General features: G+C 48.1%; 11 protein-coding genes. 6 read left to right on the plus strand and 5 right to left on the minus strand.

Annotated elements, in window-relative coordinates; genetic code table 11:
• Positions 1-273: 273 nt before the first annotated feature.
• Entirely contained in the window at positions 274-2652 is a 2379-nt protein-coding gene (locus tag RID53_RS00200; RefSeq protein ID WP_446386309.1) for a transglycosylase domain-containing protein, read from the minus strand.
• 358 nt (positions 2653-3010) lie between these two features.
• On the opposite strand from RID53_RS00200, the gene RID53_RS00205 reads away from it, so the two are divergent.
• The 5 genes from RID53_RS00205 to RID53_RS00225 all read left to right on the plus strand — a co-directional run bounded on the left by RID53_RS00205 (position 3011) and on the right by RID53_RS00225 (position 7419).
• Complete coding sequence (locus RID53_RS00205; RefSeq protein ID WP_446386203.1) at positions 3011-3232, plus strand: hypothetical protein; 222 nt, start codon at positions 3011-3013, stop codon at positions 3230-3232.
• A 645-nt stretch (positions 3233-3877) separates the two neighbouring features.
• Positions 3878-4177, plus strand: coding sequence for a BrnT family toxin (locus tag RID53_RS00210; protein ID WP_446386204.1), 300 nt, complete (start codon positions 3878-3880; stop codon positions 4175-4177).
• The gene (locus tag RID53_RS00215) at positions 4174-4383 is read left to right on the plus strand and encodes a hypothetical protein (RefSeq protein ID WP_446386205.1); all 210 of its coding nucleotides are present in this window, start codon (positions 4174-4176) and stop codon (positions 4381-4383) included. The genes RID53_RS00210 and RID53_RS00215 overlap by 4 nt, the downstream gene beginning before the upstream one ends.
• A gap of 1079 nt (positions 4384-5462) precedes the next feature.
• Positions 5463-7076, plus strand: coding sequence for a B12-binding domain-containing radical SAM protein (locus tag RID53_RS00220; protein WP_446386206.1), 1614 nt, complete (start codon positions 5463-5465; stop codon positions 7074-7076).
• Between the two features lie 49 nt (positions 7077-7125).
• A complete protein-coding gene (locus RID53_RS00225) occupies positions 7126-7419 on the plus strand; it encodes a DUF2288 domain-containing protein (RefSeq protein WP_006098254.1) in 294 nt (97 codons plus the stop codon).
• Between the two features lie 408 nt (positions 7420-7827).
• On the opposite strand, the gene RID53_RS00230 is transcribed toward RID53_RS00225, so the two are convergent.
• From RID53_RS00230 to RID53_RS00245, 4 genes are all read right to left on the minus strand, one after another.
• Positions 7828-8442: a YdcF family protein gene (locus RID53_RS00230; RefSeq protein ID WP_446386207.1), complete on the minus strand. Its 615-nt coding sequence runs from the start codon at positions 8440-8442 to the stop codon at positions 7828-7830.
• 258 nt (positions 8443-8700) lie between these two features.
• A complete protein-coding gene (locus RID53_RS00235; protein ID WP_446386310.1) occupies positions 8701-9681 on the minus strand; it encodes an aldo/keto reductase in 981 nt (326 codons plus the stop codon).
• Positions 9682-9862: 181 nt separating this feature from the next.
• Complete coding sequence (locus tag RID53_RS00240; RefSeq protein WP_446386208.1) at positions 9863-10483, minus strand: LAGLIDADG endonuclease; 621 nt, start codon at positions 10481-10483, stop codon at positions 9863-9865.
• A gap of 411 nt (positions 10484-10894) precedes the next feature.
• Entirely contained in the window at positions 10895-12001 is a 1107-nt protein-coding gene (locus RID53_RS00245; protein ID WP_446386209.1) for a tocopherol cyclase family protein, read from the minus strand.
• Between the two features lie 373 nt (positions 12002-12374).
• Between RID53_RS00245 and RID53_RS00250 the strand changes: the two genes are divergently transcribed.
• Positions 12375-14216, plus strand: coding sequence for a fatty acyl-AMP ligase (locus RID53_RS00250; RefSeq protein WP_446386210.1), 1842 nt, complete (start codon positions 12375-12377; stop codon positions 14214-14216).
• Positions 14217-14262 lie beyond the last annotated feature (46 nt).

The raw sequence follows: 14262 nt of genomic DNA on the forward strand, positions 1-14262 counted from the left end.
AATACTTTGAGGCGTATGGACAGTGGATAAAGTGCCAGGAAATGGGGTAGCATCCTTCCTAAGTATGGCATCACCTTGTTCAGGGAAAATGTACCCTTGCTCCCCCAGCTCCCTCAGCTTCCCCTGCTTCCCCTGCTCCCCCTGCTTCCCCTGCTCCCTCAGCTTCCCCAGCTTCCCCTACTCCCCCTGCTTCCCCTGCTCCCCCTCACCTCACCACTTATTCAGCAAGCCCTACATATCATGTCATGCCCTTGAAGGTCGTGAAGGAAAACCTTACTCCTCAGAGGCGGGAGGCGCTGTTACTGGTGCTGGTGCTGGTGCTGGTGCCGCCGGAGCGGGTTCAGGTGCAGCTTTGCGCGAGGCTGGAGGCGCTGGGGGCGGTGCTACAGGCGCTGGGGCGGGTGCAGGGGCTGGCGGAGCCGAAACCGCCGCAGGTTGAGCTGGGGCTGGGGCTGGGGCTGGCGGAGCGGGTTTGGGTGCAGGTGCTGACCGTCTGGGGGGTGGGTTGCTGGGCGCTGTGTTGCGAACCGGGGCTTGGCGACGGGTAGAACGGGCGGGTGCAGGTTGGCTCCTAGTGTTACTGCGACTACTTCCACCACTGCTTCTGCTGCTTGAACGGCGTGGGGTATAACTACGACTGGTGGAACGAGAGGTTGATCGTCTGGTGGTCGAAGCGCGGCGGCTTGTCCGTCTTCTGCTAGAGTGAGTCTGGGTTGTCTTCTTGGTATAGGTTTTTTTCGGCTCGATCGGTTTGGCTTCAATCGTCCCTTCCCGACCATCGAGTTTATCCGGTCGATCCGGAAAGTCTTCCGCCCTCATATTTTCGACGGCTTCTTCCATAAATTCGCGCCAAGCGATCGCGGCGGTGCTACTGGCTCCCCAAGTTGGTTTATTATCATCATTACCTAGCCAAACACCAGTCACCAGTTGGGGAATATAGCCGATGAACCAGAGGTCGCGGGCTTCGTCTGAGGTTCCCGTTTTGCCCGCTACGGCGCGATCGCGTAACTGAGCGTTCCCCCCTGTCCCCGACGTGACCACATTGCGGAGCATCCAGGTCATAATCGCAGCCGTGTCTTCGTCAATGGCTCGCTCGCGTTGGATCTGTTCTCGATAAATCACCTTACCCTGTCGATCCAGGATGCGGCGAATCCCATGGGGGTGGACGTGTATGCCTTGAGTGGCTAACGTGCCATAAGCACTGGTCAACTCCAGTAAATTCACTTCTGACGCCCCCAACGCCAAGGAATAGGTTTTGTTGAGGGTCGATTCAATGCCCATTTTCTCGGCAATTTCCACTACCGGGTCCCAACCCACCTTGATTAAGGTTTTCACTGCCACAATGTTCACTGAATGGGTGAGAGCATCCCGAATCGAAGTCCAACCGCGAAAGTTTTCACTATAGTTCTTGGGTTCATAACCATCCACGACAAAGGGGGCATCCTGATAACTTTGATAGGGAGAGAAACCTGCCGCGATCGCGGTTGTGTAAACAAATGTTTTAAATGTCGAACCTGGTTGGCGTTGTGCCTGGGTGACGCGGTTAAATTGCTGATCTAAAAACTCCTTACCCCCAACCATGGCTTTGATTTGACCATTACGCGGATCAATTGCCACTAATGCGGCTTGTTCAAACCGTTGGTATTTGCCATAGGTTTCGATTGTCTCTGCCACCGCCGCTTCTGCGGCTACTTGCCATTGAGGATTGAGGGTTGTTTCCACGATCAATCCCTTTTTACCCAAAACATCGGGGGGAACGTATTTCGGCAGTTCTTGTTGAATATATTCAGTAAAATAAGACGCCTGTCGATCTAAACGCTTCGGGTTGCTGCGCTTTGTCCTTAAAGGAGTCGCGATCGCGGCGTCTGCTTCCCCTTCGGTAATATACCCATTTTTCTGCATCCGGCGTAGCACCACATTCCGCCGCTCTTGGGCTATTTTTTTATTAATAAAGGGAGAATACTCGCTCGGTGCGGGTGGCAAGGCAGCTAAGGTTGCCATTTCCGCTAAGGTCAATTCTGTGACAGGTTTACTAAAATACACCCAAGCCGCATCCGCGACGCCATACGCCCCAGACCCCAAATACACCAGATTCAAATAGCGCTCCAAGATTTGATCTTTCTCCAAATCCTGCTCAATTTTTTGCGCCATCCGCATTTCTTTGAGCTTACGCCCTAGGGTTTGTTGCTGATCAAAATAGACAATCCGCGCCAACTGCTGGGTAATCGTACTGCCGCCTTCCACCACATCTCTGGCTAACAGATTCGAGAACGCCGCCCGGACAATCCCTTGGTAATCCAGTCCGCTATGCTTTTCAAAGCGTTGGTCTTCTATCGAAATAAACGCTTGCTTCAGCTTGTCCGGAATTTCCCATATTTTTAGATTATCGTGAGTCGCAGGTCCAATTTGGTGGAGAATCGTACCATCAGCCGCTTTTACGGTAATCGTCTCATCCCGGATATAGGTCAACACATCATCCGTGGACTCCGGTAAGGTTTCTTCCAGGGCTTGCCAACCCAAACCGAAGGCGATCGCACCACCACTGATCCCCACCATTCCTATCCCCACCCAAAACTTACGCCGACGATAGATAGGAGGGGGTCCGACAAATGACTTAACCAGGGTACTCGAAATTCCCTTGATCCCATTCATCGTCACCGTTACACCCCGGCGGCATCGTTTTGCCATACCCAAGCCTGGTGACGGTTTTTGCTGGGAGTCTGGTTGAATCTGATCCTCTTCCTCTGAGGCAGACTGGGCGGGTTGTTCCGTTACCGCCTCTGAATTCAACTGACTTGATGGATCTTCGTGCTTTGGGATAGAATTTGACACTTGAACTCCTCAATTAAACCACAAGCCGCCATGACCTCTTGCTTATTTTAGGGCTTGGGATCAAAATTTGCCGGATGGATGAAGCCAAGCTTCCTTCTCAGTAAAATCCCGATGAGTAAGACTTGGCAATATAGCGTCATCCTAGCATCGGTTTCGTTGGCGTTGAGGTGTCGCCTGGGTGCAATCGATTTTGTCTGCCAATGGTTATCATTTTTTCTTTTTAAGCCGTTTAAGTCACTCCAGCGCTCAAATTGTATCTCAACTATTGGAAAAATCCCACCGTACCCAGGGATACTGGGATTGGAGCCAGTTCGGACACCATAAGGCGATCGCACTTAAAGAGGTAACATCTGGAGAGCCAAACACAGATTACCTAGTGCAAGAAGGCAGAAATAACTGAACAGCTAATATCTCCCCCCGCTTCCCCTGCTCCCTCTGCTCCCCCTGCTTCATCGTATCTACGAAGCTGCTCAAGTATTTTTATGCCCGCTGCACTAGCGCGATCGCATGAATTATTTATCCCGTAGGGTGCGTTAGGCGCTGGCTTGGGTTTAGTTAAAAAATTGAGGATTTTCTCGCCGTAACGCACCGTTTTCGGTTGGGATGGTGCGTTACACTTGCGTTTTCACACCCTACAGCGATCGCACTTCATTTCAACCTAATGCGATCGCACTTCTATTTTTACCCATTTATACGATAGAGGCTTGACTTTGGTTAATTTATTAGGTACTATTTTATCATGGAAAAATGTGCCAGCCTATAGACTCTTTCCTCATCACTTCAAAAACACAGATTACACAGATTGAATAACACTAAAGAGAAGACTCAAAGCGTGAAGGACGCAGATTGACACAGAGGACTTAATAATATCCCGACAATTCTTACATCTCCTGCCAATTGAGAACTAACACCTCTGTGAAAGAGCGTGCAACTAACCTCTCACCCCCCACCGCTACCGTTTCTCTAAATCCGTGAAATCAGTGTTACTGTGATCGCAACAGCTAGGTTAGAATTGTTGTAGCCTAGGCAGAGAGTGAGGTAAGGATTGCGTTATAGCTTTGATTGGGACTCGACCAAAAACCAGCAAAACATTCGTAAACACCGGGTTTCTTTTCGTCAAGCTGCGACAATCTTTCGAGATCCCAACCAGCTTTCTATTTATGATGAGGAACATAGTCAGGATGAGGAACGCTGGATTACTATGGGAATAGACAGCACAGGTGTGGTTCGCGTTGTCGTACATACTTATGAACAGATCAACGATGAATTGTGCCAAATTCGGATTATTTCGGCACGTAAAGCAACAAATCAAGAAATGAGCCAGTATAGGGAGGGGAATCAATGAAAGCAGACTATGATTTTTCTAAGGGTGAACGAGGCAAGTTTTATCATCCTGATACCGTTTTCAGCTTTCCCATTTATCTTGAACCTGATGTCAATGAGGTTATGAACAAGCTTGCTAATGAGAATGGCGTTGAGGTTGAGATATTGGTGAATGAATGGCTCAGAGCTAATATAAAGCTGATTGAAAGTGTTCGGCGAACTAATTGATAGGGCGATCGCACTTCTATTTTTACCCATTTATACGATAGAAGCTTAAGCTTGACTTAGGCTAATTTTTTAGGTACTATTTCATCATGGGAAAATGTGTCCGCCTATAGACTCTATACTCATCACTTCAAAAACACAGATTGCACCGATTGAATGTCACTAAATAGAAGACTCAATAGCGAAGCACACAGATTGACACAGAGGACTTAATAATTTCCCGAAATTCAAACATCTTGTGGCTATTGATGACTAACACCTCCGTGAAATCAGTGGATGCTCACCTCTCACTTCCCACCGTTTACGCTTCTCTAAATCAGCGAAATCAGTGTTACGGCGATCGCTACTTTGAGCCTAATAGTTTGTCTTATGGGGCGTGTGTTCCGATCCAAAACCAAACTAGATCATTTACCAATTTGTGGCTGTTGTATCCATGGCTACAGACATTGTTTAGGCTTTCCTTCAAGTTGTTTGGGCTACACTTGTCAAGTTCTGATAATTCAAACTATTCTTTCCCAAAAAAAAGTTTGAATATTTAAATCTGTTTGATGTCTTAACACAACATCATAATTGCTCGTTTTTTACTCAGTTTCCGGAATAATCTACGAATTATCAGGGGATTCAGCTAATGTGAGCCAGATGTGCGATGTTCAGGTATATTATCTATGGTGGATATTTTGTGTGCAAAAATAATTCAAATACAGCTAAACCCCGTGAATCTTGGTAAAACATTGTATAAGTTCTGGTTTTCGTCTCCCGCCCAACGTTCCCTTGGAGGCATGTATTTTGGTAAAGTTGGGATAAAAATTATTACAAGGGATTGACAAAAACACAGAGTACACAGACAAGGAAATGGCACAGACAGAATACTAAATCGTGAGGGACACAGATTCACACAGACAACTAACTAATTTCCCCACAATCATCTTTTTCTCTTTTGCCTCCCCAGAACTAACGCTTCTGTGAAATCAGTGCTATTAACCCCCCAACGCCCCACCCTTACCATCTCCAAAAATCCGTGAAATCAGTGTGCCAGATTCTTACAATAGAAAGCACAAACCTAATTGCCTCAAACGCTGCTTGTGACTGCTTCTGCTTTTACCGCTGAACGCCTACTCTTTACACCCACTACCCCCGAAACCGATGCCATCCCCACCATCTTTGCCTTTCCCAATGACTACACCGTAGGCATCACCAGCCTAGGCTATCAGGTGGTTTGGGCAACCCTAGCCTCGCGATCTGACCTCCAGGTGAGTCGCTTGTTTACTGATTGCCATGAACCATTGCCCAGACAAGCCGAATTACTCGGCTTGTCTATATCATGGGAACTCGATTATGTCAATATATTGTCCCTACTTGAATCCTTAGAGATTCCGGTACGATCCGCACAACGAGAGGATCGCCATCCCCTCGTGTTTGGTGGCGGACCCGTTCTAACTGCAAACCCTGAACCCTTTGCTGATTTCTTTGATCTGATCTTGTTAGGGGATGGGGAAACCCTATTAGGGGATTTCATTAACGCTTATAAACAGGTTCGCCAAGCCGATAGACCCGAAAAATTGCGGCATTTAGCCCAAGTTCCAGGGATATATGTTCCCAGTCTGTATACCGTAACCTATCAGGATCAAACAGGCGCGATCGCATCCATTCAACCTGTTGATGCCCAGATACCCCCAACAGTAACCAAGCAAACCTATCGCGGTAATACTCTATCCGCCTCCACCGTTGTCACGGAGAAAGCCGCTTGGGAAAATATTTACATGGTGGAAGTGGTACGCAGTTGCCCAGAAATGTGCCGTTTCTGTTTAGCCAGTTATTTAACCTTGCCCTTTCGCACGCCGAGTGCCACGGATTCGTTGATTCCAGCGATTGAACGCGGATTGACGGTAACTAAGCGGATTGGCTTACTGGGGGCGTCGGTGACTCAGCATCCAGAGTTTGAAGTCTTGCTGGATTATCTGGCACAACCAGACTATGATGATGTCCGCTTGAGTATTGCCTCAGTGCGAACCAATACCGTCACGCCCAAGCTAGCGGAAACCTTGTCGAAACGGGACACGCGATCGATCACTATTGCTGTGGAAAGTGGTTCGGAACGATTACGGCAAATTATTAATAAGAAATTGAATAATCAGGAGATCATCCAGGCGGCAATTAATGCCAAGGCGGGAGGATTAAAGGCACTCAAGCTTTATGGGATGGTGGGTGTTCCCGGAGAAGAGATGTCTGATGTGGAACAAACCGTAGCCATGATGCAGGCGATCAAAAAAGCCGCCCCAGGTTTACGTTTAACGCTGGGATGTAGTACATTTGTTCCCAAAGCCCATACCCCCTTTCAATGGTTTGGCGTGAATCCCGCCGCCCAGAAGCGGTTGAAGTATTTACAGAAAACCTTGCGATCGCAGGGGATTGACTTTCGCCCGGAAAGCTATAACTGGTCAGTAATTCAGGCGCTAATCTCTAGAGGCGATCGCCGATTGTCGGAGTTGTTAGAATTAACACGGCATTATGGCGACTCCGTGGGCAGTTTTCGACGGGCATTCAAGCAGTTAAAAGGCAAGTTGCCAGAATTGGATTTTTATGTACATGACGATTGGTCAACAGAGCAAATATTGCCTTGGAGTCATTTACAAGGATCTTTACCTCAAGGTACATTAATAAAACATTTGGATGCGGCGATGTCTATTAGTCATTAGTCATTAGTCATTCGTCCTTTGTCCTTTGTCATAAGTCCTTCGATAACTCATGCAAGATTTAAAAGCCGAACTCGCCCAATCTGTCGATGAAGCTGCTTGGGACTGGCTGGTTCCTCATGCTAAACGAGATGTTGTGATTGTGGTGAAGCCAGAGTTAGATTTACTCGATGTGGGAGTCGCGATCGCGAATGATGATACGTTGTCTGTCCAGTCTTGGATTAGTCACCAACAGCTTCACAAACCGTTTGCGAATCAGTTAGCCGATTGGAATAGCGATCAAAGTAAACGTTTTCAAGCTTTGATTGTACAACCCTATGTTTTAGTGCAAGAACTCGCCGCCTAAAACATTGCTGAGTTTAACCTCATTAATCGGTTATATTCCAGACGTGCCATGGAACGTCTGTAGCAAGTCATTGGAGGGGCGGGTTTAGCCACCATTGTAGGGGCGGGTTTAGGGACAATTGTAGGGACGGGTTTAGGGACAATTGTAGGGGCGGGTTTAGGGACAATTGTAGGGGCGGGTTTAGGGACAATTGTAGGGGCGGGTTTAGGGACAATTGTAGGGGCGGGTTTAGGGACTAAATTCAGATCTTCACCGATAAAGGAACAACAAAACCCGCCCTCCCCACCGATAAAGGAACAACAAAACCCGCCCTCCCCACCGATAAAGGAACAACAAAACCCGCCCTCTTCACCGATAAAGGAACAACAAAACCCGCCCTCTTCACCGATAAATAAACTCTCATACGTTTTATTTGTTCAGGAAATTGGATGTCTGACCCAGAGTCGCGCCAGTATGTCCAGTTGTCACCCACAATAACGCCCTCGCACCATCCCGTAGGGATTTCTCAATCGGTTCCGGATCACGTCCTAATGACACCGGGACAGGTTTAATAGTGATCCCGCGACTACCAAATACAATTTCACCAATTACCCGCGCCCGTAACATGTGATCGTCGGCTGTAATCAAATAGACACCATCGATTCCTTGGGCTTTCAACTCATCCACCAACGTCGTAAAGTTCGTCACCGTATCGGTAGCGCGGCGATCAATATGCAGGTGATTGCGGGGAATTCCCGCCTTGGCGAATACCTTTTCGGTGTACCAAGACGGACTACCCGACGATACCCAGATGTGGAGATCGGGGTGATGCTGGGCAAAATCCGCCGCAAACAGTTCTCGTTCTTCTTCTCCCCCTAAAACCAAAATAGCTTCCGGCTGGATCAAATAACTTTGAATTTGCTTATAGCCACAGAATAGCGAAACCGCCAAAATCGGCATCAGCCAGGATAGCAATCTAATCTTAGAGCGCCGCGATCGCGAAAACCCATATCGCCGTTGACGCACAGAAATCCTCAAAAGCATGAATAAACAGATGAATCAGGTGGTATCAAGGAGGAGCGCTCGTTTGGGCGGAACCTGGAAATCCCCCCTACATCGCAAGATACCAGTCTAAAGGTACGCTTAACCGCAATGCAATCCATTACTGGAAAAGTTCCACGATCCCCTGAAAACTTTCCACTCTAATTCTCTGCTAGTCCGTAAAGCTTCTAAAAATCTACTGTCAGATGACTTCAAATTAGGCAGCCGCCGTGATAATATTCGACACAAAGGTGGAAGATGTCACCGATTGACACTGCTCATGTCCGGATAGCGATCGCCTGCGGCAATGTTCTGGGGAGCTACCTCGTCAATGCGCTGGAGTTGGTCTTGGGTGAAGGTGATGGTCGTTCCCTCAACATTCTCCTCCAAGTATCGGCGATGCTTGGTTCCAGGAATCGGTACAATGTCATCACCTTGAGCCAATAACCACGCGATCGCTAGCTGACTTGGAGTGACCCCTTTCTCCTGGGCAATTTCCTTAATCCGCTCAACCAGTTGCAAATTCTTGCTAAAATTTTCCCCTTGGAACCGAGGTGAACTTCGGCGGTAATCATCCGGTGCTAAATCCTCTGGACTGGTAATCCGACCCGATAGAAATCCTCGACCCAGTGGACTATACCCGACAAAACCAATCCCTAATTCCCGAACTGTAGGCAGAATCTCGTCTTCTGGATCACGACTCCAGAGCGAGTATTCCGTCTGCAACGCAGTAATCGGGTAAACCGCATGAGCGCGTCGAATCGTCGCGGTAGCCGCCTCAGATAGACCAATGTAGCGTACTTTACCCTGTTGGACTAACTCAGCCATTGCTCCAACCGTTTCCTCAATCGGAACATTCGGATCAACTCGGTGTAAATAGTACAAGTCAATGTGGTCAATCCCCAGCCTTTCCAGGGATGCATCACACGCTTGATGGACATATTCAGGACGCCCATTGACGCCACGAATCTGACTATCTTGACCCCGCACAATCCCAAACTTCGTGGCTAGGATAACTTGGTCGCGATGGTTGGCAATTGCTTTACCCACCAACCGCTCATTATCGCCACAACCATACATATCTGCTGTATCCAGAAAGGTCACTCCCAGTTCCAGCGCCCGGTGAATGGTAGCAATGGATTCGGCTTCATCCCTACCACTGTAGAACTCAGACATTCCCATACATCCCAGCCCTATGGCTGAGACCGTCAGTCCATTTTTGCCGAGTTGTCGTGTCTTCATCATTATCCTTCTGTTGTTAATCGTGTTTGTCGATTCGGGTAATCGATTTGAAAACACAGGGATGTCAACAATGACGTTTTACTGACGGGACTGGCCGGATTCGAACCGGCGACCTAGCGCTTCAGATTGGTGTGAGTTTCCTCACTCTCTGGACTATCCCTTCACCTTGGGCGTATCGCCTTTAGGTGGTAGCCGTTCTGTTTAAGGACGTTTGTACTTTATAGAGCATACTGTCGTGGATGTAAGGGCGAATGAACGCTAAAAAGCGTTTTCCTTCCTTCGTTCCCATTCGCAGACGATAAAGTCCTTTGGCTTTACTCAGCCCCCACTTAAATCCCCAAACCTCGGCAAAATAAGCAACAATGATCTCATTTTGTTCTTTAGAGAGATAAGTATTCAGCTTAAGCGTTAAAGCGTGAACCTTTCCGTCTTTTTTGGGGAAGGACTTAGACCCATCATCCATAAACCAAATTGCTATTCCCTGGGGGGTTAAGAAATTCAGGAACGTTCGCGTGATTGTTTGGGTTCCAGCTTGATAAAGCCTCTTAACTAAGACCCGTGTCAGGGGAATCAACTTTGGTTCTAGGCGAATTTGGTCATAGCCCTTTTTTGTACTCCAGCGTCGGAGACTGACTGGTTTACCAGTTATCTGTTCGAGAAGCTTTTTCTTAAATAAGAGATACTCCTCATACTTCGATGAATTCTGGATAAAGAAATTGTTTTGATTTCTTTTTCCATCACCTAATAACAGTCCAGCCAGAATACCGCGTTGCTCTACTTTCGATGAGACATTATAGTCCATCTTTTATTGGTGTCCTTAAACCAGTCTCTGCACCTTCCGATTCGTTTTTAGAGTGGAGTTTTGCCAGATTGACTTAAACTCAAACAAATCGGCTTGGCTCAAGATTACCGTATCTGGGATCAGATTTAGGCTTCCTTGAATTTGACTACATTCACTCGTCAGGTTTCCCTGGCGGTGCCCGATTTTTCAGGAGGCGCTTGCTCTATCCATCTGAGCCACAGCCCCATTTCAACTCAACTATTATACCCAATCCTTTCTCTCTAGTCATTTGGTCGGGGCGGGTTTTGCAGCTAAGCTAGGGATAACAATCAATATTAGTCCCTAAACCCGCCCCTACACACAGACATGCCATAGCACATCTCCCCCATCTCCCAGACGTGCCATGGCACGTCTCTACATGCTCCCCAGCTACTAGGAAATCCAGGGCAATTTCGCCTCACCTATCCACGCCTCATCCCAAGGTTCGCCTCCCACTTCTAAGCCGCACAGTGAGCTATGGGCGTTGAGAATCGTTTTCGGGGTTCCTCCTTGTCGCGATCGCAATTCCAGCGTAATCTCACCCTGCATGGTATCGCGGCAAATAAAGATTAAACCCTGTTCCGTTGGGGCGCGGAGGGGAGTACCTGGTCGATTTGTTGTACTGGTTAACTCAACCTCATAGTCAGCATTACGGGCTTGCATTTGCCAACTTCCCCAGGGCTGAATCTGCCAGCACACCTGGGAATTCCAGGGAACGAATTCATAAAATTTACCCTGATAGTGGATACCAATTAATGCGGCGGATTCCATCCACCACAGCACGCCGCGCCTACCGCCCCCCGCCGTGAGTGCTAAGTCGGGTTCATGATCAAAACTGTTGCAATTGAGCCAAAACCACTTTTGCGGAAACGAACGCCCCCAGTTCTTTTCACCGTAAGCGGGAGCATTGGTAAACTCGTAGCGTTGACCCTTCCACTCAATCCAACCCGTCGCCCAGCCGTGAGCCATTAAAATCTGCCAACCGGGTTCAAATATCTGAAAGGACGATAACCAGCCGGCTGTGGATTGCTGAGGCTCATCGCGACTTGCCCAACCATAGATGGGTTCAATTTGATAGCGCCAATGACAGTAATCTCCAGTAGCGGGATCGCTAATTTTACCTTGATTCCAGGTGGCGGTGGCTTGATACCCTTGCTGGATGTGATTATCAAAGGTTAGGGGATCTAAATATTTGGCGGGAATGGCTAAGTCCGTTTTACCCCAATGTCCTAGGGCTAATGATGAGGGAGATGCCCAAAATTGCTCAACATCTGGAAAAGTACGGCAGAGGTAGCCATCCTCAGGACCCAAAACTTGAGCCGAGCCACCACTGTGGGGTTGACAGCCAATGGGATCTTCAATGGAATACATAAAACCAAAAGTCTGACCCCAATCGGGCAAGGTGACTCGATAGTACCACCCTTCAAAGAAGCGAGAACTACTTCCATCCCAGTGATAGCCGCTATGGGGGGTTTGCAGGAGATTGGCGAATTGGTTCATTGTTTATGGTTCATTGTTCATTGTCGTTAGCGTTATCACAAAGGCTGTGAGGTGAGGTGCGGAGGGTGCGGAGGGTCTGCCAGTAAACAAAGGACGAATGACGAACGACGAACGACGATCAAAACTTTACCAAAACTTTATAGAGAATTAGTATCATTCATAAATATTAAGCCATAATGATCTAAAGCACTGGAAGAAGAATAATTATGTCACGTTTTGTTATCAATTTTTAAGATGAGTTAAATGTGCGTGCGGATCGGGGTAGCTGAGCTAAGGTGGCGAATCAAACACCGACTACGAATGGATGGAGCGATCGCGGCGACAAGGTCTTAGACTTAGCCCCAGCCAACTGCTTAGATAAGGTTATATAAAGATGGTTCAAAACCCTGCGAGTTCTACAGTTTCCCTAGCTGAATTTTCGACACTGACAGAACTGCTGCGTTGGAGGGCGCGACAGCAGTCGGACAAGTTAGCGTATAAATTTCTCGTTGATGGCAAGCCAGATGGACCGGAACTCACTTATGCAAAACTTGACCGTTTAGCCCGGGCGATTGGCGCTTGGCTACAACAGCACAGTGCTAGAGGAGAGCGAGCGTTACTCCTGTATCCCCAAGGATTAGAGGTGATTGCCGCCTTTTGTGGCTGTTTGTATGGGGGAATTATCGCGATTCCGGTGCCGCCTCCCGATGGGGGACGGATGAAGCGCACGTTACCCAGACTGCGATCGATTGTTCAGGATGCTCAAGCCTCGATTTGTTTAACTACAGGTCGAATTCTGTCTCTACTGGAGAATGGACGGGAGGACTTTCCGGAATTCGATCAAATGCAATGGCTGGATACTGAACAGGTGGATCTCAATCTGGCTCAAGCATGGCAAGATCCACAAGCAAGTCGGGATGATCTGGCGTATCTTCAGTACACATCAGGGTCAACCTCCACACCCAAGGGCGTGATGCTATCTCACCATAACCTGATGTTTCATTCCGGCTATCTGAATGAAGCCTGCGGTTACGATTCAGATAGCGCCACCGTGACTTGGATGCCTTATTTCCATGATTACGGGTTAGTCCAAGGCATGATCCAACCCCTCTATAACGGTACGCCCTGTTATGTGATGTCGCCCTTCTCCTTTATTAAGCAACCGATGCGCTGGTTAGGAGCAATTACCCATTATCGGGCAACCCATAGCCAAGCACCGAACTTTGCTTACGATTTGTGCGTGCGGCGGGCAAAACCAAAACAACTGGCAAAACTGGATTTGAGCAGTTGGCAAGCGGCGGGAAACGCGGCGGAACCAATTAACCCGAAAGTAATGCAGGCGTTCTTTGAAACCTTTGAACAGTGTGGGTTTCGCTGGAATGCCTTTGCTCCGGCGTATGGATTAGCGGAAGATACGTTGCTGGTATCCAGTAAGCCATTACTGACTCCGCCCGTTCTCTGTATCCTGGATGCGTCTGCTTTAGAAAAAAATCGGATTGTTCCCCTATCTAGCCCCCAAGAGGGAGTAAGGATGTTACCCAGTTGCGGTCGTCTGGTTTGTGATACTCAAGTGGTTATCGCTAATCCTGATACATTGACCCAATGTGAGCCTGATGAAGTAGGAGAAATTTGGGTGAAAGACCCCAGTGTCGCTCAAGGGTATTGGCAACGACAAGAGGCGACAAAGGAAACCTTTCAGGCTTATCTGACAGATACTGGCGATGGTCCATTCTTGCGAACCGGGGATTTAGGATTTTTACGGGATGGTGAACTGTTTATTACGGGTCGGATTAAAGACCTAATTATTATCCGAGGTACGAATCATTATCCGCAAGATATTGAATGGACAGTGCAGCAGGTTCACTCCGCCTTGCGTCCTGATTATGGGGCGGCATTTTCCATCGAGGCTGGCGGCGAGGAACGGTTGATTGTGTTGCAGGAGGTTGAACGCCGGACTCACGATGTCAGCTTTGAGGAAGTGATTACGGATATTCGCCAAGCGATCGCTGAGGAACATGAAATCCCAGCGTATGCGGTTGTCTTAGTTAAATCTGGCACGATTGAGAAAACCTCAAGTGGCAAGATTCAGCGCCGTGCGGCGAGAACCAAGTTCCTGGATGGAGAACTGGGTGTGATTGCCGATTGGAGTGAAAATCCGAAACTGACGAGTAAGTTCCGTACTCTCCAGGGAGAAGTGGATGCTTTGGCGCAGCAATTACAAGTTCCTAAGTCTTAGGGTTTGTCATTCGTCATTCGTCATTTGTCATTTGTCATTTGTCATT

Source organism: Coleofasciculus sp. B1-GNL1-01 (assembly GCF_040220235.1).
Taxonomy (GTDB): domain Bacteria; phylum Cyanobacteriota; class Cyanobacteriia; order Cyanobacteriales; family Coleofasciculaceae; genus Coleofasciculus.